Genomic DNA, 22986 nt, shown 5'->3' with positions numbered 1-22986 from the left:
ATCTAATATCTAAAAAAATATAAGGTGGTGCTTAATAAGAAAAAACCTCTGTATCATTCGATTGTGATTAGAGACAGGGATTACACAAGAAACTAAATCTTTTTAGCGCTTTATTAAAGCATTAGATAATTAGGGGGAAATGATATGAATACTGAAAATTATGTTTGTCCAAAGTGTCATCATCGTGAGTATGAAGTAGATGAATTTTGCGCCACAGGTGGCGGTTTTTCAAAGCTATTTGATGTTCAAAATCGAAGATTTACAACCATCACATGTAAAAAGTGTAAGTATACAGAGATCTATAAAGGAACAACAAGTGATTTAGAAAATATTTTTGATTATTTAATTGGTGGATAAATGACGTTTTTAACTGTTCGTCATCCTTATAGTATGAGTCATTTAGATAGAAATATTGACTTACAATAAATAGGTGACGAGTGAATGAATAAAAAAAGGAGGAAATTCATTAATTTCCTCCTTTTTAGTGTTGTTAAATAGCTTTTTCAGCTAATAAAGTATCAATGGTTTCTTGTAGACGAGTTATACATCCTTTACAAGCCATACCTGCTTTTGTTTCAGATTGAATTTCTTGTAAAGTTGTTGATCCTGTCTCGATTTCTTCTTTAATATCACCTACTGTTACATTAAAGCAGTAACAGATTTTTTTATTTAAATCCATGAAGATCCTCCTTTTATTTCGTCATTTTATTTTATATCAAGTCAGTGAATTCGACAAGTTCATTGCTTTTAGATTTGAAGGATAAGTATAATAGATAAGGATACTATTTGAAGTTATTATTTGATGTGTAAGAAAATAAGGAGGATAAGATGAAGGAAGTATTAAATTATTTACATCCACAGGTGAATGGATTTTTAGCGACGATAAATGAAGGCTTTCCCGATGTTCGTCCATTTCAGTTACAATTTGAAGAAGAGGGACGTTTTATTTTTTGCACTCACTCAACTAAAAATGTTTATCATCAATTAGTAAGCTATCCACAAGTGGCTTTTTCTGTGGCTGCAGAAGATGGAACGATGATTCGTCTTTATGGAGAAGTGAAGTTTTCAGAAGATTTAACGTTAAAACAAAAAATTCTTGATCAACAAGAAAAATTAAAAGGGATTTTCAAAGAGGCAACGAATCCTATCTTTAAAGTCTTTTATATCGATCATGGAAAAGTAACGATGATAAATAAAAAGCTAAATCGATCACTAAGAGAAATTCAGTTTTAAATAAAATAGGATGGTATAAATCCTTTATTAAGCATGTTGAGATTAGTTAGGATGATTATTTTTTTATAGAATGGGGTACAAAAAAGGCAAAATAGAAACTCTATTTTGCCTTTTTAATTTGTATTAATGTTAGTCGGCTAGCTCTAAATTATTAAAATCTTGAGATAGTATGCTTTCAGACTCTGTGTTTTCAAGACTTAAGTCAGTGGATACATTTTCAGAATCAGAATTGTCTACTTCAGAATCCATAGAAGGATTTTCTTCTATTTCTTCTTCTGGCTCTTCAATGACCGGATCTTCAGGTTTTGGTTGGATTGGTTCAGATTCAGGCTCAGACTCCTCTTCTTCTGGTGTTACCTCTGGTTCAACTGGAGTAGAAGGCTTTGTATCTTCCGGCTTTGATTCTGGCTTAGATGGCGTTGTTGGTGTTTGTTGAGGTTTGGATTGAGTTGTTCCTTGATTTGATGATTCATTAGAGATTGGGTGATTTGTTTCAGGTTGATTTGGAATGACTTCTACTTTTTCTTCTTCTATTTCTTCATCCTCTTCAGCAACATCCTCATGAGCCTCAGTGATTGAGAATATAAATGCTTCATCCTCATAAGTTGCACCTAAAATGCGTTCAATATATTCAATAGGTACATAGATTTCTTCGTCAATTAATTCCGGTTTTTGCCACTGAATCGTCATTAATTTTGTTTTCTCGTCAGCTTCTATCAATAAAGCTTCTTTTTCTCCATTAACTAGACTATACCCAAACTCTAAGTTTAGAGTAATTTCTTGCTCATTAATAAGGTAAGTATAATTCATTGTCTCTTCATTAAACGTTACGGTTCCGCCTAATGAAGTAGTGATATCATCTAAAGATGCCAAGTTTTCATGAACATCAGCAGTGATCGTGACTGTTTTAACTACTTCTTGATGATTGGTTAAAAAGGCTGGTAAAAGTGAAAATATAAAAAATAATGTATGTTTCATTTCGTTGTCCCCCTTAGCCGATTAAACGTGTTTTATAAATTAAATAGTTAGGATAAGATGATAAGTAATAATAAGTATCCGTCTCATTCATTTCAGATTTAATGATGGCTGATGCTGTTTGATCTTCTTTGAAATTATAGCGAATCATTTCTTCGGATAATTCATGAAATAAAGAAGTCATTTCTTCTACACTTAATGTATCTGAAATCTTAGTTGTAAATTTTAATGCATCTTTAGTAAGTTTTGATTCTTCAATTTCCCATTCAGTAGAAAATAGTAAATCTTCACTTAAGTCAGGGGTATAAAGAGGTTCATATTGATAGATATAGGTCCCATTTGTTTCGATCGTATAAAGATAAGACGTATCTGTAAAGTCAATCTCCTCTTTAGTTGATATCGTTGGCTTACTTTTAAAGACGTTCATATTTAAAGAAATGGTATCGACTTGATCATGTTGCTCAAGTTCTTTTAGTAGCTTATTTGATAATAAGATATTATCAGCATAAGAAAGTTTACCTTGAATATCGATTGCGTATGTTTTTTCCTTTTTATTGCGACGAATATCAAGAATTTCATAAGGAGTTTCAATTAATTGTTCTAATTGAAGATCTTTATTTTTGGATAAAGATAAGATGTAAAAAACAGTGACGATAACTAGTAGTGATAATAAACTTCCTAAAATAATAATTGGTTTTTTTGAAACAGTTCGTTGCATAAATTTCCTCCGTTTTCATCTCGTTAAACTTCCCCAAATAAGTGATTCAGTAATCATTTTAGATGAAAAAAAAGGAAAATACAATGAGAATAATTAAATAAGAAACTTGTTTATCAGTGATTTGAACGATTTAAAGCTCATCTGTAAGGTTATCCACAAGTAACTAATTCATGATAACAAAAAGAGAGTGTCACGAATGACACTCTCTTTTTAATTTTAAAATGTTTTAGATAAGGTTTAATGTGGAAGCTATTTAAAATCTTAAATGATTTAATGATTTAAAACCATGATGTGTTCTTGGCCAAAGATTTGACCATTGAATTTAAATCCCGCTTGTTCGCAAATGTGAACAGCTGATTCACTTTCAAGTGGTACACCTAAAAAAATCTGATGTCTAGTTTTATCATCTTTAATAAGTTCAATGACTTGGTGAAGGGCTTCAGTCGCAAATCCTTGTCCTTGATAATGCTGATCGATCATTAAACGATAAATCCAGTATTCATCGTCATCATAATCAAGGCAATACATTAAAAAACCAACCATTGTTTCTTGATGATAAATACCTAGTGGCACACACTCTGTTTGAACTTTAGCCTGAGCAATAGAAATAGCGTTTGATGCAACAAAGTGTTCCTGTTCAGGAAACACCATGAGTTCAATGCAATCCCAAAAGTTTTCTTTTGTAATAGGTCTTAGTGTAATCATTTTAGCTCCCCCTTTAAACGATTATCCTTGGTATATTCATTATAATCAGAAGAAGGAGTATTTATACGGTATCGCAAAACTAGTGATAAAGTTTGAGGTTTTGACTCAATCTGCCATGAACTTCATAAAAAAATCTTTGATATTTATTTTTAAATATTAAGCTAAAGCTAAATACTCATCATATGTTGTTTGTTTGTCAACGATTGAACCATCTTCTTTAATATCGATAATACGATTAGCAATTGTTTGAATAAATTGATGGTCATGTGAAGCAAATAAGACGTTACTTGTAAAGTCTCTTAAACCGTTGTTAACTGCTGTAATTGATTCAAGATCTAAGTGGTTCGTTGGTTGATCAAGCATTAAAAGGTTAGCGTTAGATAACATCATGCGTGATAACATACAACGTACTTTTTCTCCCCCTGATAAAACTGAAGCTTTTTTAAGTGCTTCTTCACCAGAGAATAACATACGTCCTAAGAATCCACGAACATAGCTTTCTGTTTGATCATCAGAATATTGACGTAACCAATCGACTAAAGATAATTCACATCCGTTGAAGAATTCAGAGTTGTCTTTAGGGAAGTAAGCAGTTTTGATTGTCACACCAAATTTAAATGTTCCGCTATCTGCTTCCATTTCTCCATTTAAGATTTTGAATAATGTTGTAACGGCAATTTCATCTCCAATGAACGCAATTTTATCATCTTTGCGAACCATGAAACTCACATTGTCTAATACTTTGACACCATCGATTGTTTTTGTTAATCCTTCAACCATTAAAATATCGTTTCCAACTTCACGTTCAGGTTTAAATCCAACGTATGGATAACGGCGACTTGATGGTTCTAAGTCTTCTAATTTAATTTTATCTAATAATTTTTTACGAGATGTCGCTTGTTTAGATTTAGAAGCGTTTGCTGAGAAACGAGCAATGAAATCTTGTAATTCTTTAATTTGTTCTTCTTTTTTCTTATTTTGTTCTTTAGCCATACGATTTAATAACTGACTTGATTCGTACCAGAAGTCGTAGTTACCAACGAATAACTTGATTTTTCCAAAGTCAACGTCACAGATATGTGTACAAACTTTGTTTAAGAAGTGACGGTCATGGGATACAACGATGACTGTTCCTTCAAAATTAATTAAGAACTCTTCTAACCAGTTAATTGATTGAATGTCTAAGTGGTTAGTCGGCTCATCGAGTACTAAAATATCAGGATTTCCGAATAAAGCTTGTGCTAATAAAACTTTAACTTTTTCAGCCCCTGTTAAATCTTTCATTAATTTTTCGTGTAATTCTGTTGGAATTCCTAAACCTTGTAATAAAGCAGCTGCATCTGATTCTGCTTCCCATCCATTTAATTCAGCAAATTCACCTTCTAATTCAGCAGCGCGAATTCCATCTTCTTCATTGAAGTCTGGTTTCATGTATAAGGCATTTTTCTCTTCAGTAATTTGGAATAATCGTTCATTACCGCGAATAACTGTTTCTAAAACAGGTAGTTCATCATATTGATAGTGATCTTGTTTTAATACTGACATACGTAAATCTTTTGGATAGCTAACGTGTCCTGTATTAGGTTCAATCTCACCTGCTAAAATTTTTAAAAAAGTAGATTTTCCAGCTCCATTTGCTCCGATGACACCGTAGCAGTTTCCTGGAGTGAATTTTAAGTTAACTTCTTCGAATAACTTTTTATCACCATATCGTAAACCGACATTAGAGACTGTAAGCATGTAACAACACCTCCGTGTAATATATCTTGAAACATTATATCACACTTTCATTATTGTTACACAGATGATTAGCACGGATTAGAGAGTCGAGAACCTCTTATTTGGCTCATAACTCTTATTATTGAAAAAATAAATCAATTTTTCTTTTGAATTAATGAAACGAAAGTCAAAAAACAGTCTATAATAGATATGAAAATATTGTTTATGTTGAAACACAAAAAATAACGTAGGGGTTAAAAATAATCAAAGGCATCTGTTTGATTAATGACGATTACTAATCTTAAGATATCAATAAATTGATAAAGAAACGATGAAATGATGTAAATGGTTGCCTAATTTATGGATATTGAAAGTGATGACCTGTATAATTGACATCATATATTAGATTTGTTTGTATAAAGTAACAACAGATGGCGCATAAATGCGAATATAGCGCTCCTCATCTTGCAAATAAAAGAAAATTATAGTATAATAAATGGACACTTCGGAAAAACATACACTATCGTAAGTGATCCTTTGTTCATTTACGTTTTTTTGTGTTTTAAATAGAAAGGAAGCAAAGAATGACTCAAATTACATTTAAAGATCTTGCTTTATCGCCTGCTATTTTACAGGCAATTGAAGAAATTGGTTACGTTAAACCATCACCAATCCAAGCTGAGGCAATCCCAGTTGTATTATCTGGAAAAGATATTATTGGGCAAGCACAAACAGGAACAGGAAAAACTGCTGCGTTCATGTTACCAATCCTTGAAAAAATCGATCCTAAAAATCGTAACGTTCAAGCATTAGTATTATGTCCAACTCGTGAATTAGCAGTCCAAGTTCATGAAGAATCTAAAAAATTCGCTCGTAATATGCGAGATGTTCATATTTTATCAATTTATGGAGGTCAATCATATGACCCTCAAATCCGTGCACTTAAAAAAGGTGTTCAAATCGTTGTAGGTACACCAGGACGTGTTATGGACCATATGCGTCGTGGAACTTTAAAATTAGAAAACTTAAAGATGTTAGTTTTAGACGAAGCTGATGAAATGTTAAACATGGGATTCAAAGATGACATCGAAGAAATCTTAGAAAAAACACCAGATACTCGTCAAACAGTTATGTTCTCTGCGACAATGGCTCGTGAAATCATGAACATCGCAAAAACATATCAAAAATCTCCTGAAATCGTTAAAGTTGTTTCAGAAGAATTATCAAACAAAAAAATCGATCAATATTTCGTTGAAGTTCGTCGCCAAGACCGAGTTCATGCGATGATTCGTTGCATTGATATGATGGGGTTAACTTCATCAATTGTCTTCACAAATACAAAACGTGAAGTTGATGAGTTAGTATCTAAGTTACAAGAGGAAGGTTATGTGACTGAGGGGTTACATGGGGATTTAAAACAAGCTCAACGTGACCGCGTTATGAATAGCTTCCGTCGTAAAAATGTTAATATCTTAGTAGCAACAGATATCGCTGCTCGTGGGATTGACGTAAGCAACGTTGAAGCTGTATTTAACTATGACATTCCTTTAAATGAAGAAAACTATGTGCACCGTATCGGTCGTACAGGACGTGCCGGAATGACAGGATTATCAATTACATTTGTATTTGGAAAAGATATGTTCCGTATTCGTCGTATCGAAGATTACACAAAAACAAAAATGTCTAAAATGGCAATTCCAACAGTTGAGCAAATTCAAGAAAAACGTTCAACAAACGTTATTGAAGATGTGATCGCTAACTTAGAAGGACAAGACTTCACAAAAGAAAATGAATTAATCGCTGCTATCTTAGAAAAAGGATATAGCTTAGAACAAGTGGCTGCAGGATTATTACGCATGCACATTGGTCAAAGTACAAAAGAGTACGCACCAATTGAAGAAGTAGTATCTGCTGGTAAACCAAAAGGTAAAGGAATGCGTAAAAACGAAGTTCGTTTATTCGTTAACGTAGGTTCTAAACAAAAAGTTAAAGCAAAAGACTTCGTTGGAATGTTAACGAAAAAATCAGATATCCCAGCTCGTGCTATCGGAGATATTGATGTTTACAAAAAATTCTCATTTATTAATGTAGATAAAGCTCACGCGAATGCAATTATTCGTAAATTAAATTCTAAATTAGTTAATGGTAAGCCAGTTCGTGCTGAAAAAACAGCACCAGGTGCAACGGCTCCAAAAGGAAACTAATTGTTCAAAAAGCCTTCATCAAATTCATGAAGGCTTTTTTCCTGTGTATTAGTTGATTTATAAAGGGAGAGAGAAATTAGATAAAGATGGAAAGGAAGTATGAAAGGTGTCAACACGCTTAAAACCTAAGTTATTATCAGTCATGAAAACCTATCACAAGGATCAATTTATTAAGGATGTTATTGCAGGCTTAATTGTTGCGATTATTGCACTACCGCTATCAATAGCTTTAGCTATTTCATCAGGTGTTTCACCTGAACAAGGACTCTACACCGCTATTGTTGCAGGTTTTTTTATTTCTTTACTTGGGGGAAGTCGTGTTCAAATTGGTGGACCAAGTGCAACGTTTATGGTTGTTGTTTATAGTGTCGTCTCAACACATGGAACAGAAGGTCTGTTAATTACGACCATTTTAGCAGGGATTATTTTAATTCTATTTGGACTTTTAAAACTAGGAAGTATGATTAAATACATCCCCTATCCGATCACGGTGGGCTTTACTAGTGGGATTGCCTTAACGATTTTTAGTTCTCAAATTAAAGATTTCTTTGGGATGAACATCGGATCCGTTCCAACAGGATTTATTGATAAATGGAAACTTTATTTTTCTTCTTTTGATGAGGCGCAACTTCTACCGACAATCATCGGAATTATTGCTTTATTCATTTTAATTGTGTGGCCAAAGATTAATAAGAGAATTCCCGCTTCATTAATTTCAATTTTAATTACGACGGCTTTAGTGGCTGTTTTAAATTTAGACGTTCAGACGATTGGGACACAGTTTACTAACTTATCATCTTCATTTCCAATGCCGTCTTTTCCTCACTTTACTTGGAGTAAAATAGAAGTCTTATTATCCCCTGCTTTTACGATTGCTTTTTTATGTTCGCTTGAATCGTTATTATCAGCTGTCGTTTCAGATGGGATGATTGGAAGTAAGCATCGTTCAAATATGGAATTAGTAGCAGAAGGAATCGCAAATATTGCTTCAGGTTTGTTTGGTGGGATGCCAGCAACAGGAGCTATTGCTCGAACAGTTGCTAATATTAAAAACGGTGGACGTACGCCTATTGCAGGAATTGTTCATGCCTTAACATTATTATTTATTTTGTTATTTTTAATGCCACTTGTTAAGATGATTCCATTGTCAACATTAGCTGCTATCTTAATTATGGTTTCTTACAATATGAGTGAATGGCGTATGTTTAAAAAATTATTAAGCACCCCTAAAAGTGATGTCGCTGTGTTATTATCAACTTTCTTTTTAACCGTATTATTTGATTTAACTTTAGCGATTAGCTTTGGAATGGTTTTAACATCTTTCTTATTTATGAAGCGTATGACAGATGTAACAGATATTCAAGGATTTGATTTAAATGACGATGAAGACGAGATCGAGTTGCTCGACGAAGAAATAAAAGAAGTCATTTCAGATGAAATTTTAATTTATGAAATTAACGGACCGTTTTTCTTCGGAGCGGCTGATAAATTTTTAGATTCGATTCAGTCATTACAAGGTCCTTCAAAAGTTTTAATCATTCGACTTCGTCATGTTCCAGTGATTGATGCAACGGCCGTTCATGCTCTAACGTTATTACATGATAACTGTCATCGCTCAAATACAACATTAATTTTATGCGAAGTCAATGATCGTCCATATAAGGTCATTAAACGTGTTGGATTAGTGAAAGAAATTGGAAGAGCAAATATCTGTCGTCAGTTTGAACAAGCGATTAAACGTGCGACACAAATTGTTCAAGCAAGTGCTTAATATTAAAAAGATAAACTGTCTAAATAAAAAAGGTCTTTGTAGAATTCTACAAAGACCTTTTTTATTTACAAGCATGTCATTATTTTTCTTGATTCATGACAAAATAATGATCACGAGTTGCATGATCTTGAAGTGACATTAATGTTTCACCAAAGCGTTGGAAGTGAACGACTTCTCGCTCTCTTAAATAAGAGAGAACTTTTCGAACATCCTCATCAGTTGATAAATCAAGAAGGTGTTCGTATCCTGCACGTGCACGTTGCTCTGCAGACATGTTTGAAACAATATCAGCAATAGGATCACCTTTCATATCAATATAAGAAGCTGACCATGGAACGCCTTCTGGATCAGATAAGAAAATCCCAGGTCCACGCCCAACATATGATCCATCAAGTCCACCAGCTTTAAGTTCTTCCATCGTTGCACCATCAGTTAATTGATAAATCATCGATGAAACAATCTCAAGGTGAGCTAACTCCTCCGTTCCGATATCAGTTAATGTCGCAATTGATTGTCCTGTTGGCATCGTATAACGTTGTTGAAGATATTCCATAGATGCAGCTAGTTCTCCATCCGCACCACCAAGCGCATCAAAAATTTCTCTTGCCATTCGAACATCACGCTTTTTAATGTCGACTGGAATTTGTAATCTTTTTTCATAAACCCACATTTAAAAATCTCCTCCTTATTTGTTTTGCCAAGGCCATGGTTCTGAAGTCCAATTATACTTATCAAAGTTTGAAACTTGTCCAAAGTTTAAAAGAGGACCAAATTGTTCTTCATATTGTTTTTTTAGCATATGATATTGCTTAGAAATTTTTTCATAGTCTTTTAAGGCTTCTTTATTTGTTGGATGAGTATCAAGGAAGAGATGTAAGTCGACAGCCATTAAACTTACAGATTGAATTTGTTTTAAAAGTTGTTTTTGATTCATTATTGTCTTCCTCCTTTGTCTTTGTGCATGTAAATGTATGGGGTAGATACATTTTTTGGAGTATAGACATCGTAAAGATCATGAAAAGCTGTTCCCTCTTTTAATGTTTCAGAAGAGTTGTTTAAATTAGTATAAGATTGCATAGGAACGTAAGCAGTTGCCAATGGTAAGTTTTCGCAAGTCAGTTTTTGATACATATCTGCTCTTGAACCTTGAGAGGCTAACTGAATTGTTTCACTATAACTAGGTTGATCACTAGAGTAATATTCTTTTTCCATTAAATATAAGTTGTAATCTTGTACTGTTGAATTTTTAACAGGTTTTTGCTCCACATAAACAATTTCACCTTGAATCGTATCTGCTTTTTTAGAAGGTGAATGTTTTTTTACTGTCGGTTGAATTAATGGAACATTAGCATCGACGGGTTCTAAGTAAGCTTCAACATAAGTTGTTTTTTTATGATGAGCTGTTGTTGCTTGAGTACTGACTACTTGTGGTTCAATTGTTTGTTGAACTGTTTGAACTTGTTGAGCGGGTTGAGCAATTGGAACAGGTTGAGGGATTGGAACAGGTTGAACAGGGACAGCACAAGTTGGAACTTGAGAACCGCAAGGGACAGGACCGACTTGCATAGGGACTGAAGGAACCATTGGCATAACGGGTTGCACAGTTTGATAATTCATGGCATTTGCCATAGGTGTCGCTTGAGCCATTTGATAGTTACTATCTAATACACCAGAGTTAACCGGTTGATAGTTAGCTCCATGCATCATAGGCATTGATTGAGTCATTTGATGCTGAGTCGCAGACATCTCTGCTTGAACTGGTTGATAACCAGCTGTATTCATTAAAGGCATCGTTGTTGATTGATAATTGTTAACAGGCATCATTGGTTGTTGAGCAACTTGATAATTAGACGGTTGTAATGTCCCGGGTTGCATAGCACCTGTATTTGGTATTGTTGTATTATAAGGATTATAAATCACGTTTGCACCGATTCAAAACGGTCGTTTTGATGTTCACATGAGTTTGCTAGGCTCATGCAGTTCTCTTATGAACTTCTCATACTTTCGTATGAGCGCAGACTATATCATTACCCAGGAAAATGGGTATCCTCCACTTCGGCTATCAATCGCTTATAGCCTACTCCTATAAAAGGATAGTCGTTGAAGTTTCCTCTATTCGAGGCTTACCTGCTGATCGTCCATTAATTAGCACTTAGGATTTAACCATATGCCATCTCATTCATTTTTTCTACTTTCGTCACCTTCACGCTTAAAACTATTCGTTTTTACGTTGTGGTTGAATGAGCTTTAGGAGGTCCCAGCAATTCAAAGGATGTTGGAGAGTTTCTCTCACTCCATGCTTGTTTCCAAACATGGGAGGCAATTACCTCCACATAACATGTCTAGACTTCTAATAAAATCCTCCAATTTATTAGCGATCTAGACTAATAGGCATCATCTTGCCTAATTTTAAGATATGTGTTTATCACATAAGTGTGATATTTGTAATGAATAAAAAAACACCTCACTTAAAGAGGTGATATGATTTGATTGTAAAAAGTTACTGAAATCAAGTGTTAAAAAATTAAGTTATGACTATGTTTTTCATTTTTGGTTACGATAATAATGTTCGTTCAAATTAAAGGGAGGTTTACTGATGAATACGTTAGAGGCGATTACTAAACGAAGAAGTCATCATGAGTTTAAAGAGACAAAACTATCTAAAGAACAATTAGAATTATTAATTAAATGTGGACTTTGTGCACCTAGTTGTAATAATGAACAGCCATGGTATCTAGTTGGTATTTTAAATTGTGAGACTATCCATCTTTTAAATGATGAAATTAATATTGTAAAAGATGAAGTTTTAAAAGATTATTTTTATGGTGCACCAGCACTGATTTTAGTTTTAGGTGATAAAATTGCTACTAATTCTCTGGTGGATTGTGCAGTATGTACTCAAAATATTTTATTAGCAGCAGAAGATTTAAACTTGGCCAGTTGTTGGATTGATGAAGTTAAAGCGTTAAATCAAAGTGAAAAATTTTATGATTATCAAGATCAATTCCAAATTCCTGAAGGCTATGAGTTTATGGGAGGCGTTGCTTTAGGTGAACGTTTAAAAACACCTGAAGAACCTGAACAAAGAAGAGGCACTTGGAGAATTATTGAATAAAAAACGAAGACATTATTTGTCTTCGTTTTTTATATGAAGATGATGCCACGCCTGCCACAGAACGAAAGCAGAGATTAAGAAAGCAGAAAAATCAGAAATAGGGAACGAATACCAAACACCGTTAATTCCAAGAGAAGTATAACGAGGAAGAATGAAGATCAGAGGAATTAAGATAATGAATTGTCTTAGAATAGATAAAAACAAAGCGGGAATCGCTCGACCGATTGATTGATAAAACGTTGATGCAACCATTTGTAGACCAATGGTCCAGTAAAACAAGAGTTGGATTCTAAGAACGAATGTCGCTTCAGAAATGAGCTGTTTATCTTTTACGAATAGACGAATCGCCATCGTCGGAAATAAAATTCCAACTAAGGATCCAATCGCTCCAATGATGGTTGTGTAAATAAGAGCTAACTTAAGCGCCTGTTTAATGCGATCTGAATGTCTAGCACCGTAATTATAACTAATAATAGGTTGTAATCCTTGGTTAATTCCCATGATGGGTAAGAAGAAAAATGAAATGATACGATTAACAGTTCCAAACGCCGTAATGGATTGTGTTCCTCCAAAAGTTCTTAAGGTTGAATTGGTAATTAAGGCAAAGAGTGAAGTAGCTCCATTTCTTGCAAACGCTGAAAAGCCAACACTAATAATTGAACGTGAGATTGCTAAACTTGGGATTAAATACTTCTTTTCAAATCTGACGATGCTACGATGACTAAAAATATAGAATAAAGCAAACAAACTTGCTAAAGCCTGAGCAATAACTGTTGCAAAGGCTGCTCCTTTGATTCCTCCATTTAATGTAAAAATGAACAGCGGATCAAGCGCTAAATTAAAAACAGCTCCAATTAATACAACCATCATCGATACTTTGATGTTTCCCTCTGCACGAAAGACAGCACTAGAAAGTAAAGCAAGTGCATTGAAGGGAATGGATAAAATAGAAATCATCAAATAATCATGAGCATAAACAAGAAGTTCTTCGTTTGATCCGAAGAAAAATAAGATAGGATTAATAAAAAAGTAACTAATAATCATCAATAGAAGAGAAATAAGAATCGTTAGAATATAAGCATTTGTGGTGACTTGATTTGCACAATCGTCCTTTTTTTCTCCTAAACTTCTTGAAATCGCTGATGCAGCACCAATGGAAATCATTTGCGCGAAAGCATTGTATAACGTTTGAATAGGAAAGACAATGCCCACCCCACCGACTGCTAAAGTTCCAATTCCTTTTCCGATAAAAATAGTATCCACTATATTATAGATACCGCTAGCCAGCATAGCGATAAAGGCAGGCATAGAAAAAGAGAAAAGGAGCTTACTAATCTTTTCAGTTCCTAAAAATTCACTACTATGATTTGTCTTCATTAAAAATTCACTCCATTATTAAAACATTCTATTTTAGTATGTGTAATTTGGCTTGTATTACAAAAAACTTAAAAATCCTTTTAAAAGTTATCTGTTCGTTCGAAACAAAGATTAATTATAAAAATAATGGAGATATTAAAAAATAGCGTTAATAGAGGGTTAATCATTTTGATTAGATATTTAATTCTTATAGTTATTTAATTAAATTTCCAGTTAATAACTAAATTTATCAAATAATTAACTAACTATTACAAAAATTACTTGTATTAATTGCCAAATAATTAGCCTATAATGAGTTCTGCAAATTTTCATAAAGGAGTGAGTTCATTGGAAAGTCAACAATTTCTCCCAGCTATTATTATCTTTCTTATTGCGTATGGAGTTATTATTTCTGAAAAATTCAATCGTACAGTTGTTGCCTTACTAGGTGCTGTGTTAATGGTTGTCTTTCATATTTTCGATCAAGAAGATGCCCTAAAGTTTATTGATTTTAATACGGTTGGTTTACTAATTGGGATGATGATCATTGTTAGTATTTTAAAACGAACAGGGATTTTTCAATACGTTGCGATTAAGACAGCCAAGTTATCAAAAGGAAGTCCTTGGCGAATCATGCTATACTTTGCAGCAATTACAGCTGTTTCATCAGCTCTTTTAGATAATGTTACAACGATCTTACTAATTGCACCTGTAACCTTTGTTATTACAGAAACATTAGGGTTAAATGCTATTCCCTTTTTACTAACAGAGGTATTTAGTGCTAATATCGGTGGACTAGCAACATCAATCGGTGATCCAACGATTATCATGATTAGTGGAGCCACTGGATTATCATTTACAGATGTCTTATTTAACTTAGGTCCTATTGTGCTTGTTATTTTCACTGTTGTGTTATTGATTTTAAAATTCATCTTTAGAGAACAATTACATATTAGTGAAGATAATAAGAAAAAAATTGAATCCTTTGATGTTTCAAAGGCTATTACTGATCCAGTCTTATTAAGAAAAAGTGGTCTTATCTTGGTATTAACTATTTTAGGATTTGCTTCTCATCATGCACTTGGCGTTGAGTCAGCAACCGTTGCTTTACTTGGAGCGGGAATCTTACTATTAATTGGTAAAGTAGATGTTGAAGAAGTGTTAGAAGAAGTTGAGTGGCCAACCATCTTTTTCTTCATGGGATTATTTGTGATGGTCGGAGCACTCGAAACAGTAGGTGTTCTTGAAATATTAGCAAGTGGATTAATTAACTTAACAGGTGGTAGTGTTGTGATTACGTCATTACTAATCTTATGGGTGGCAGCTATTGCTTCAGCATTTTTAGATAATATTCCATTTGTAGCGACAATGATTCCGTTAATTTTAAATATTGGTCAGATGACTGGGATGGATACAACACCATTATGGTGGGCATTAGCGCTTGGAGCTTGTCTAGGTGGAAATGGTAGCATCGTTGGAGCTTCTTCAAATGTCATTGTTAGTGGAATGCTTCATAAAAAAGGATATAAGTTATCATTTGGGGACTTTTTAAAAATTGGGTTTCCTATTATGATTGTTGCTGTTGCTATTTCGACGGTATATCTTCTAGTCTTTTATTTATAATCAAATAGTCGTTTAAACTAATTTATAATAAAGGGGATTGATCACGATGACAAAGTATACACGTTCTTCTAGATTCGCTCGAGGTTATTCAAGTTCAGGTGTTTTCTCACAAGCCAGTTTTTTAGAGATGGAAGCTGAACAACATGAAATGAGGTTAAGACAAATGGGAGGCGAAGTTTTGCAACTAAACGCAAAATGTTGCTACGTTAGATTTCATATTGCAGACTTTAAACTTTCATATGTTTATAACATTAATAAGTCTAATCGTTATTTTTTAGAACGACTTAAACCTTATCCACTACCTTTAAAAGAGTATGAAAGTGAAGAAGATGTGATTGAAACGATTCGTCTCGATTTAGAACATTTCCAAAATGCAGCTCATAGTAAAAATATCAACTCATTCATTAAAATTAATCAGGAATTAAATAAAACCGCTAAAGCATTTGAAGATTTGTTCTTGTACTATAATGTCGGAACCTTCCATACAGAAACAATCTTACAAAAACTCAATGATATTAAAGATGAAATTCAAAAAACAGTTAATGATTCAGAACGTTTATTCCAAGATAGTGAGCCATCTTCATTAATACAATTTTTAGAAACACCGATTAAATAATAAAAAGTCGTAAAGATTAATCTTTACGACTTTTTATTTAAACAATGTTTAACTTCTTTTACTAAATAACAAAGTGCAATGACATTAATAGTTGCTGTCAATCCGACACCAATATCAACTAATGACCAAATGAAAGAGGCTGATCCTACGGATGCCATAATAATAACGATAAGCACAATAATTCTTATAATATATAGCATATTTTCATTATTAAATAGATATTTAATATTACATTCACCATAGAAATAGCCTGTTAAAATGGTACTAAAAGCAAAGAAGAAGATAGCAATCGCTAAAATAATTCCACCGACTGGACCAAAAAGTTGAGTGAGAGCATACTGTGTGAGTTCGATTCCATTACTATGATGATTTCCAATACTAACTGCGTCTGTAACCATAATTAAAAAGGCGGTAATCGTACAAATGAAAATGGTTGTGATATAAACACCTAAGGCTTGAATATAGCCTTGTTCAGTCGGATTTTTACTATTGGTTACTGCGGCAGCATGTGCTCCTGATCCCATTCCCGCTTCATTTGAGAAAACGCCTCTTTTCACACCCGTAATAATGGTAAACATAATTGTTCCACCTATTAAAGGAGATGGTTGAAAGGCATCTTTAAAAATCGTAATGAAAAAGACAGGGACATAACTTAAGTTAGTAAACACTACATATAAACCAATTCCAATGTAAGATAAGGCCATGATTGGGACAATTTTTGAGGTGATTTTAGCAATAGATGATGCTCCACCAAAAATAATCATAGACGTTAATAAAGATAGCCCAACTCCTGTTAACAATGGAGGAATCGAGAGAACATCCATAAAAGAGGTCGCAATTGTATTCGATTGAATCGCACTAAATCCAAAGGTATACGTCAAGATAATAATGAGTGCATAAATAATAGCGAATCCTTTTTGATGTAGTCCGTATTCAATATAGTAAGCTGGCCCACCAATATAGATATCTCCATCTCGTTTTTTATAAATTTGTGCGAGTGTACTTTCAACGAACGAAGCCGCAGCGGTAATGAAGGCACTCACCCACATCCAAAAGATACTTCCCGGTCCACCAATATAAATCCCAATCGCAACGCCTGCTAACGATCCAACGCCTACTTTTGCTGCTAAAGCCATGGTGAATGACTGAAATGAAGATACTCCTTTATCAGCTGTTTTCTTGGTTAAACATTGAAGCATGGTTTTAAACTTAAATTGAACGGCCCGTAAATAAAAGGTAAATATTAAACTAACAAAAAGTAAGATTGGTATTGTTAAGTACGACCATATAAGATGCTCTAAATCTTTTACTAATTCTGTCATGTGTCATCCTCCAATAAGAAACGGTAATTAGTATCTAATGTATTTCATAAATAAAAGATTATGATAAAAAACAAAAAAAAGGATATCGTTAGACGATATCCTTTTTTATTAGTCATTAAGCTTGTTGTTCTAAATATCTAGCAATCGTTCTGACCATGACCCCTGTTCCACCTTTTGGACCTAAGTCGTGAGCTGCTTTAGCATCAGCAGTTCCTGCAATATCTAAGTGAATCCATGGTGTATCTTCGACGAACTCTTTTAAGAAGGCAGCAGCCATAATAGCACCTGGTTTTCCAACAGGAGCGTTATTTAAATCAGCAACGTCACTATTACGTAGTGATTTTTGATCACGTGGGAATAGTGGCATTTGCCAAATATATTCGTTCGTTGAATCCGCAGCTTTTTGGAACTCAGCAAAGAATGCGTCGTTATTCGTGAAAGCACCTGTTGTTTCACTTCCTAAGGCAGCAACAATCGCTCCTGTTAAAGTCGCTAAATCAATAATTTTACTCGCCCCTAAATGTTTAGCGAAAGTAATTCCATCTGCTAAAATTAAGCGACCTTCTGCATCCGTATTCGTTACTTCAACAGTTTTTCCACTCATTGTTGTTAAGATGTCACCTGGTTTAATCGCATCTCCGCTAATCATGTTATCTGTTGATGGGATGACAAGTAATAAGTTAACTGGTAATTTTAATCGAACCGCAATTTGGAAGGCACCGAATGCAGAAGCTGCTCCTCCCATGTCACCTTTCATAGCTTCCATTCCAGCACGCGGTTTTAAGCAATATCCTCCCGTATCAAATGTCAGTCCTTTACCAACTAAAGCTGTAACATTTTCAAAACGTGGAGTTCCTTGATACTTAACGACAATCATTTTAGGAGGTTCAACCGATCCTCGATTAACACCTAAAATTCCACCCATTCCTAATTGTTCCATTTCATCTTTTTCGACAATACGAACTTCTAACTCATTCTCATTTGCAAATTTAGCAATGGTATTAGCTAAGTCCGTTGCTGTTAGTTTATTTCCTGGTTCATTTAATAACTGACGAGCGCTATTTGTCGCCTCACCATAAACGATTCCACGATTTAAATCTTCTGTAATCTCTGTGTCGCAGTGAATGAAGAAATTAGTAGGCTCAGTAGATTTTTGTTCTGTTTTATAAGTTTTCATTTTGTATGTTGCTAATGTAATAGCTTCTGAACAAATCATTGCTAATTCATTAATTGAAACTTCTTTACAATCAAATGTCTCTAGTAAGATTGTGACGTCATCTTTTACTGATTTTGCAATCTTTCCAAATGTTTGACGACACTTTTCAACGGTAAATTGACTTGATTGACCTAACCCTACGATGTAAACTTTTTTACTTTCAATTTGTCCTAAAGGATAAATTGGTGTAATGTCTCCAAGTTTTGTCGGCATTAATCTTTCTTTAAGTGAAGAAGAGAGACGTTTATTTAACGATTTATCTAATTGATTGATGATCTCATGAGATAAGTCAGAAAAAACCCCCACAACTAGATTAGTCTGCTCATTTTTAATATTTAGATTTGATTTAAATTGAATCATAATTCTCACCCTTTCCTATTTTTAATATTATAGCACATAAAAAGGTAATTAATGGAATAAAAAGCTTGAGAGTTTTTATCTAAATAAGTAACAAAATGTTTGGCTTTTGACTGCTAATAAGTTCATAAATCAAGAGTTTGATGTCACTTTTAAATCCAAGATCATTGTTTTTACGTATATAGGCGTTCTCCTTAAACAAATTTATTGTTTTTTAATAGGACATAAAAAAGCATTCAAGAGACTTGAATGCTTTTTAGTTAATTATTCTGAGACAGGAACAACGGCTCCTTGATAAGTTTCATTAATAAAGTTTTGAATTTTTTCTGATTGTAAGACGGCAACTAATGTTTTAATCGCCTCACTGTCTTCATTACCACTCTTAACGGCCACGACATTGACATAAGGTGACTCACTGTCTTCGATTGCAATCGCATCTTTCATTGGATCTAGACCACCGTCTAAGGCATAGTTAGTATTAATTAAAACAGCATCTCCTTCGTTTTGTTCATACACAGTGACTAACATTCCAGCATCAATGTCTGTTTTAAACTTTAAATTTTTAGGGTTTTCTATAATATCATCAACGGTTGATTGATCGGCAATCACATCTGGATTTAATTTAATTAAACCTTCTTTTTGTAATAGCGTCAGCATACGCCCATGATCAGAGACTGAATTACTCATGATAACAGTTGCTCCATCTGGTAACTCATCTAATGATTGATAATTTTTTGAATAAATCCCAATGGGTTCGATGTGAACGCCCCCAGCATTAACAAGATGTGTTTGTTGATCTTGATTAAATCCTTCTAAATAAGGAATGTGTTGAAAGTAATTGGCATCTAATTCACCTTCTTCAACACTCGTATTTGGCATAACATAATCTTGGAAAACGGTAATTTCAAGTTTAATTCCTTTCTCTTCAAGGATTGGTTTTGCTTGTTCTAAAATTTCCGCATGAGGAACAGCAGTTGCCCCAATCTTTAACACTGTTTCACTTTCATCTGAGCTGTTACATCCAACTAAAGAGAAAATGGTGATTAAACTTAATAAACCTAATGATAATTTTTTCATACTTAAATTCCCCCTATAATTTCTTATTCGTTTTCTCTCACGAATTTATGATATAAATCTTAATCAATGATTAAGGATTTAACTAGATAAATAACTATCTTCGATCAATCTTTTTAGTGAGGGTATCACCAATAAATTGAAGAATAAAAACTAAAATTAAGATAATAACGGTTGCGACAAAGACGACGTCAAAGCGTTGACGCTGAAAGCCATCTAGATAGGCGAGATTTCCAAGTCCTCCTGCTCCGATGACGCCGGCCATTGTTGTATAACTAACCAATGAAATCGTGGTGACTGTAATACCTGAAACTAGGGCCGGTAAACTTTCTGGTATTAAGACTTTTAGAATAATGGTCCAAAGTGAGGCTCCCATAGCGACAGAAGCTTCAATAACTCCTTTGTCAATTTCTCGAAGTGCGATTTCGACTAATCGCCCATAAAAAGGGGCCGCACTGATAATTAATGCCGGTAAGGCTGCATTAGGGCCGAGGATGGTGCCCACTAGAAATTTTGTCACGTTTAATAAAAGGATAATTAAGATGACAAATGGAATTGAGCGAAAGATATTAACAATGGCTGATAAAAAGCTATTAATCCATCTATTTTCTAGTAACTGATTTTTAGAAGTTAAAAATAAAATTAAACCAAGGATTAATCCTAAAATAAAGACAAAGAAACTTGAGATAGCTGTCATATAAAGCGTTTCGGTTGTAGCCTCTAACATCTTATCCCATCTGACATTAGGTATTAATGATACAAACATTAGGAAATCACCTCAATTTCTACTCCAGCTTCTTTTAAGTAGTTGATAGCAGGAGTGATTTCTTGACCAAGGAATTGAACATAAAGTGAGCCATAACCACCTTCTTGAGTCTGAACAACTTTTCCTTGAATAATATTGATCTCGACTTGATAGTTTCGAATGACATTTGTAATAAAGGGTTGAGCTGCTTTTTCCTTTAAGTATTTTAATAACACTACTTTTCCCTCTGGGTAGTTAGTTAAAAGCTCTTCAACTAGTTCATAAGATTCCGATTCACTAACGACTTGCTTAACAAATCGTTGAGTGACTAGATGTTTAGGGTTATTAAAAACACTTAATACATCACCTTTTTCAATAATTGATCCGTTTTCCATAATAGCCACATGATGACAAATTTTTTGAATGACGTGCATTTCATGAGTAATAAGAACAACGGTTAAGTGATATTTTCGATTAATTTCAACGAGTAAGTCTAAAATTTCATCCGTTGTTTGAGGATCAAGTGCTGAAGTTGCTTCATCACAAAGCAAAACTTTAGGATTGTTAGCTAAAGCACGAGCAATTCCAACACGCTGTTTTTGGCCTCCACTTAATTGAGAGGGATAGTTATTTTCTTTTCCCTTTAGTCCGACTAAATCGATTAGTTCAAGTACACGCGACTGAATCTTGTCTTTTTTAACGCCAGCAATTTCAAGTGAGAAGGCGATATTTTCAAATACTGTACGTGACCAAAGTAAATTAAAATGTTGAAAAACCATTCCAATTTGTTGCCTAGTAAGGCGTAACTCTTTAGCAGAAATTTTAGTTAAGTCTTTTCCATTCACGACGACTGATCCTTCTGTAGGACGCTCTAATAAGTTCAACATACGAATGAGCGTGCTCTTTCCTGCGCCACTGTAACCAATAATCCCAAAAATCTCTCCTTGTCTAATGGATAAATCAATAGAATTAACAGCAGTAACAGGACCAGAATCGGTATTAAATATCTTTTTGATTTGATTAAGAACAATCATAAACTTCTCCCCTTTCTCCCAGTTATCTCCCCTAGTTTCTTTCATGAAATAAAAAACCTTTCTGCTTAGATCAACAGAAAGGTCTATTACATAAAAGGATGTAATTTAACACTTTCTCTCATCTTTCAGATAATATCTGCAGGAATTAGCACCATATCATATGATTGGTTGCCGGGCATCGTAGGGCCTGTCCCTCCGCCGCTCTTGATAAGAGTTTTATGAAAATATATGAAATTTTAAATCTTATTAACTATTATAATACCATTTGTTGGAAAGTCAATTATTTTTTAAAGAAAGAGACAAAAACGTGAAAGTCATCGATAGACATCGAAAGAGTAGGAAACTTTTTAATCATATCTTCATCTCAAGCAAGATAAGATGTAAAGTTAATAGAAATATAAAATAGAGGTGATGATCGTTGAAGGATTATTTGGTAGTTATTATGGTAATGTCTGTTGCTTTAGCTATGGATGCTTTTGCTGTTGCTATTACACTGGGGATGAATGGATCAGCAAATAGAATTAGGGAATGTCTAAAAGTATCGTTGAGTTTTGGATTTTTCCAAGGTCTTTTATTTATTTTAGGAATTGTGTCATTAAAATTTGTTAGTGGTCAAGTGACAGCCTATAATCGATTAATTGCAGGAGTGATCTTAGTCATATTAGGTGTAAGAATGTTAAAAGAGTCATTTGGAGAACCTGAATTATGTGAAGAAGTTGAAAAAAATAAAAGAAAAGATTTATCCTTTAAGTTGTTAGCTATGTTTGGAATTGCAACGAGCATAGATGCTTTAGCAGCGGGAATTACCTATGGGTTAATGTATAATGAATTAATATTAGCCACGATCTTAGTTTCCGGTGTAGCCTTTATGCTTTCTTATATAGGATCATCTTTTGGTAAAAAATTAGGTCATCTCATTGGAAATAAGGCCACTATTTTTGGTGGGATTATTATTATTTTATTAGGAATAGATACGTTGTTTTTTTAAAAGATAAAATTAGAGGTTATTTTAGGATCCTCTTAATAGAAAATATGATGACTAAAAAGAGGATTTTTTAGTATAAATTAATATTATACCCATTTTTAAAAATATTTTTTAAAAAACTAGAGTATATAAGTTGATTTTTTCCAATGGTGGAAATATAATAATAACTGTAAAAGATATATACGTTATAACGTTTAGGGGGAGTTACTAAATGTTAT

At 33.7% G+C, this 22986-nt stretch carries 22 protein-coding genes and 1 riboswitch; of the genes, 8 read left to right on the top strand and 14 right to left on the bottom strand.

What is annotated here, in order from left to right; translation table 11 throughout:
- The first annotated feature begins 144 nt into the window (after positions 1–144).
- Positions 145–357 (top strand): zinc ribbon domain-containing protein, encoded by a 213-nt coding sequence (locus JRC48_RS09680; protein WP_235069358.1) that lies wholly within the window; start codon positions 145–147, stop codon positions 355–357.
- A 133-nt stretch (positions 358–490) separates the two neighbouring features.
- Here the strand turns inward: JRC48_RS09680 and JRC48_RS09675 are convergent, their stop codons facing one another.
- Positions 491–679 (bottom strand): (2Fe-2S)-binding protein, encoded by a 189-nt coding sequence (locus tag JRC48_RS09675; protein ID WP_235069357.1) that lies wholly within the window; start codon positions 677–679, stop codon positions 491–493.
- Positions 680–828: 149 nt separating this feature from the next.
- Here JRC48_RS09675 and JRC48_RS09670 point away from each other — a divergent pair, with 149 nt between their 5' ends.
- On the top strand, positions 829–1233 hold the full coding sequence (locus tag JRC48_RS09670) for a pyridoxamine 5'-phosphate oxidase family protein (protein ID WP_235069356.1): 405 nt from the start codon (positions 829–831) through the stop codon (positions 1231–1233).
- 129 nt (positions 1234–1362) lie between these two features.
- Here the strand turns inward: JRC48_RS09670 and JRC48_RS09665 are convergent, their stop codons facing one another.
- The 4 genes from JRC48_RS09665 to JRC48_RS09650 form a co-directional block, all read right to left on the bottom strand.
- On the bottom strand, positions 1363–2211 hold the full coding sequence (locus JRC48_RS09665; protein WP_235069355.1) for a copper amine oxidase N-terminal domain-containing protein: 849 nt from the start codon (positions 2209–2211) through the stop codon (positions 1363–1365).
- Between the two features lie 13 nt (positions 2212–2224).
- On the bottom strand, positions 2225–2926 hold the full coding sequence (locus tag JRC48_RS09660) for a hypothetical protein (RefSeq protein WP_235069354.1): 702 nt from the start codon (positions 2924–2926) through the stop codon (positions 2225–2227).
- Positions 2927–3196: 270 nt separating this feature from the next.
- Positions 3197–3631, bottom strand: coding sequence for a GNAT family N-acetyltransferase (locus JRC48_RS09655; RefSeq protein WP_235069353.1), 435 nt, complete (start codon positions 3629–3631; stop codon positions 3197–3199).
- Between the two features lie 156 nt (positions 3632–3787).
- Positions 3788–5371 (bottom strand): ABC-F family ATP-binding cassette domain-containing protein, encoded by a 1584-nt coding sequence (locus JRC48_RS09650; protein ID WP_235069352.1) that lies wholly within the window; start codon positions 5369–5371, stop codon positions 3788–3790.
- Between the two features lie 563 nt (positions 5372–5934).
- Between JRC48_RS09650 and JRC48_RS09645 the strand changes: the two genes are divergently transcribed.
- Together JRC48_RS09645 and JRC48_RS09640 are read left to right on the top strand one after the other, a co-directional pair.
- Positions 5935–7554, top strand: a complete 1620-nt coding sequence (locus JRC48_RS09645; RefSeq protein ID WP_235069351.1) for a DEAD/DEAH box helicase — start codon at positions 5935–5937, stop codon at positions 7552–7554.
- A 106-nt stretch (positions 7555–7660) separates the two neighbouring features.
- Positions 7661–9325: a SulP family inorganic anion transporter gene (locus tag JRC48_RS09640; protein ID WP_235069350.1), complete on the top strand. Its 1665-nt coding sequence runs from the start codon at positions 7661–7663 to the stop codon at positions 9323–9325.
- 79 nt (positions 9326–9404) lie between these two features.
- Here JRC48_RS09640 and JRC48_RS09635 read toward each other — a convergent pair whose 3' ends face one another.
- From JRC48_RS09635 to JRC48_RS09625, 3 genes are read right to left on the bottom strand one after another with little or no spacing between them, the layout of a single operon-like run.
- Entirely contained in the window at positions 9405–9995 is a 591-nt protein-coding gene (locus JRC48_RS09635; protein ID WP_235069349.1) for a manganese catalase family protein, read from the bottom strand.
- A 15-nt stretch (positions 9996–10010) separates the two neighbouring features.
- Positions 10011–10259 (bottom strand): spore coat protein CotJB, encoded by a 249-nt coding sequence (locus JRC48_RS09630; protein WP_235069348.1) that lies wholly within the window; start codon positions 10257–10259, stop codon positions 10011–10013.
- On the bottom strand, positions 10259–11245 hold the full coding sequence (locus tag JRC48_RS09625) for a spore coat associated protein CotJA (RefSeq protein WP_235069347.1): 987 nt from the start codon (positions 11243–11245) through the stop codon (positions 10259–10261). Before JRC48_RS09625 ends, JRC48_RS09630 begins: the two co-directional genes overlap by 1 nt.
- A 676-nt stretch (positions 11246–11921) precedes the next feature.
- On the opposite strand from JRC48_RS09625, the gene JRC48_RS09620 reads away from it, so the two are divergent.
- Positions 11922–12440, top strand: coding sequence for a nitroreductase family protein (locus tag JRC48_RS09620; RefSeq protein ID WP_235069346.1), 519 nt, complete (start codon positions 11922–11924; stop codon positions 12438–12440).
- A gap of 12 nt (positions 12441–12452) precedes the next feature.
- Here JRC48_RS09620 and JRC48_RS09615 read toward each other — a convergent pair whose 3' ends face one another.
- Positions 12453–13817, bottom strand: a complete 1365-nt coding sequence (locus tag JRC48_RS09615) for an MATE family efflux transporter (protein ID WP_235069345.1) — start codon at positions 13815–13817, stop codon at positions 12453–12455.
- A 327-nt stretch (positions 13818–14144) separates the two neighbouring features.
- Between JRC48_RS09615 and JRC48_RS09610 the strand changes: the two genes are divergently transcribed.
- Positions 14145–15419 (top strand): SLC13 family permease, encoded by a 1275-nt coding sequence (locus JRC48_RS09610; protein WP_235069344.1) that lies wholly within the window; start codon positions 14145–14147, stop codon positions 15417–15419.
- 46 nt (positions 15420–15465) lie between these two features.
- Complete coding sequence (locus tag JRC48_RS09605) at positions 15466–16035, top strand: hypothetical protein (RefSeq protein WP_235069343.1); 570 nt, start codon at positions 15466–15468, stop codon at positions 16033–16035.
- A gap of 23 nt (positions 16036–16058) precedes the next feature.
- On the opposite strand, the gene JRC48_RS09600 is transcribed toward JRC48_RS09605, so the two are convergent.
- The 5 genes from JRC48_RS09600 to JRC48_RS09580 all read right to left on the bottom strand — a co-directional run bounded on the left by JRC48_RS09600 (position 16059) and on the right by JRC48_RS09580 (position 21783).
- On the bottom strand, positions 16059–17357 hold the full coding sequence (locus tag JRC48_RS09600) for a sodium:alanine symporter family protein (protein ID WP_235069342.1): 1299 nt from the start codon (positions 17355–17357) through the stop codon (positions 16059–16061).
- A gap of 115 nt (positions 17358–17472) precedes the next feature.
- Positions 17473–18933, bottom strand: a complete 1461-nt coding sequence (locus JRC48_RS09595; protein ID WP_235069341.1) for a leucyl aminopeptidase — start codon at positions 18931–18933, stop codon at positions 17473–17475.
- Positions 18934–19194: 261 nt separating this feature from the next.
- Positions 19195–20007 (bottom strand): MetQ/NlpA family ABC transporter substrate-binding protein, encoded by an 813-nt coding sequence (locus JRC48_RS09590; RefSeq protein ID WP_235069340.1) that lies wholly within the window; start codon positions 20005–20007, stop codon positions 19195–19197.
- Between the two features lie 94 nt (positions 20008–20101).
- The gene (locus JRC48_RS09585) at positions 20102–20770 is read right to left on the bottom strand and encodes a methionine ABC transporter permease (protein WP_235069339.1); all 669 of its coding nucleotides are present in this window, start codon (positions 20768–20770) and stop codon (positions 20102–20104) included.
- Positions 20770–21783, bottom strand: coding sequence for a methionine ABC transporter ATP-binding protein (locus JRC48_RS09580; protein WP_235069338.1), 1014 nt, complete (start codon positions 21781–21783; stop codon positions 20770–20772). The genes JRC48_RS09585 and JRC48_RS09580 overlap by 1 nt, the downstream gene beginning before the upstream one ends.
- 115 nt (positions 21784–21898) lie before the next feature.
- Positions 21899–21997: riboswitch (SAM riboswitch) on the bottom strand.
- A 204-nt stretch (positions 21998–22201) separates the two neighbouring features.
- Here JRC48_RS09580 and JRC48_RS09575 point away from each other — a divergent pair.
- Positions 22202–22771: a manganese efflux pump gene (locus JRC48_RS09575; RefSeq protein ID WP_235069337.1), complete on the top strand. Its 570-nt coding sequence runs from the start codon at positions 22202–22204 to the stop codon at positions 22769–22771.
- Positions 22772–22986 lie beyond the last annotated feature (215 nt).

The sequence above is a fragment of the Turicibacter sp. TJ11 genome, assembly GCF_021497505.1.
GTDB lineage: Bacteria > Bacillota_I > Bacilli_A > MOL361 > Turicibacteraceae > Turicibacter.
This window is presented reverse-complemented; position numbering and strand designations above follow the sequence as displayed.

What these genes read in the sequence shown, in the direction of transcription:
- JRC48_RS09680 (WP_235069358.1), top strand. Translation starts at nt 145, where the DNA reads ATGAATACTGAAAATTATGTTTGTCCAAAGTGTCATCATCGTGAGTAT.
- JRC48_RS09675 (WP_235069357.1), bottom strand. Translation starts at nt 679, where the DNA reads ATGGATTTAAATAAAAAAATCTGTTACTGCTTTAATGTAACAGTAGGT.
- JRC48_RS09670 (WP_235069356.1), top strand. Translation starts at nt 829, where the DNA reads ATGAAGGAAGTATTAAATTATTTACATCCACAGGTGAATGGATTTTTA.
- JRC48_RS09665 (WP_235069355.1), bottom strand. Translation starts at nt 2,211, where the DNA reads ATGAAACATACATTATTTTTTATATTTTCACTTTTACCAGCCTTTTTA.
- JRC48_RS09660 (WP_235069354.1), bottom strand. Translation starts at nt 2,926, where the DNA reads ATGCAACGAACTGTTTCAAAAAAACCAATTATTATTTTAGGAAGTTTA.
- JRC48_RS09655 (WP_235069353.1), bottom strand. Translation starts at nt 3,631, where the DNA reads ATGATTACACTAAGACCTATTACAAAAGAAAACTTTTGGGATTGCATT.
- JRC48_RS09650 (WP_235069352.1), bottom strand. Translation starts at nt 5,371, where the DNA reads ATGCTTACAGTCTCTAATGTCGGTTTACGATATGGTGATAAAAAGTTA.
- JRC48_RS09645 (WP_235069351.1), top strand. Translation starts at nt 5,935, where the DNA reads ATGACTCAAATTACATTTAAAGATCTTGCTTTATCGCCTGCTATTTTA.
- JRC48_RS09635 (WP_235069349.1), bottom strand. Translation starts at nt 9,995, where the DNA reads ATGTGGGTTTATGAAAAAAGATTACAAATTCCAGTCGACATTAAAAAG.
- JRC48_RS09630 (WP_235069348.1), bottom strand. Translation starts at nt 10,259, where the DNA reads ATGAATCAAAAACAACTTTTAAAACAAATTCAATCTGTAAGTTTAATG.
- JRC48_RS09620 (WP_235069346.1), top strand. Translation starts at nt 11,922, where the DNA reads ATGAATACGTTAGAGGCGATTACTAAACGAAGAAGTCATCATGAGTTT.
- JRC48_RS09615 (WP_235069345.1), bottom strand. Translation starts at nt 13,817, where the DNA reads ATGAAGACAAATCATAGTAGTGAATTTTTAGGAACTGAAAAGATTAGT.
- JRC48_RS09605 (WP_235069343.1), top strand. Translation starts at nt 15,466, where the DNA reads ATGACAAAGTATACACGTTCTTCTAGATTCGCTCGAGGTTATTCAAGT.
- JRC48_RS09600 (WP_235069342.1), bottom strand. Translation starts at nt 17,357, where the DNA reads ATGACAGAATTAGTAAAAGATTTAGAGCATCTTATATGGTCGTACTTA.
- JRC48_RS09595 (WP_235069341.1), bottom strand. Translation starts at nt 18,933, where the DNA reads ATGATTCAATTTAAATCAAATCTAAATATTAAAAATGAGCAGACTAAT.
- JRC48_RS09590 (WP_235069340.1), bottom strand. Translation starts at nt 20,007, where the DNA reads ATGAAAAAATTATCATTAGGTTTATTAAGTTTAATCACCATTTTCTCT.
- JRC48_RS09585 (WP_235069339.1), bottom strand. Translation starts at nt 20,770, where the DNA reads ATGTTTGTATCATTAATACCTAATGTCAGATGGGATAAGATGTTAGAG.
- JRC48_RS09580 (WP_235069338.1), bottom strand. Translation starts at nt 21,783, where the DNA reads ATGATTGTTCTTAATCAAATCAAAAAGATATTTAATACCGATTCTGGT.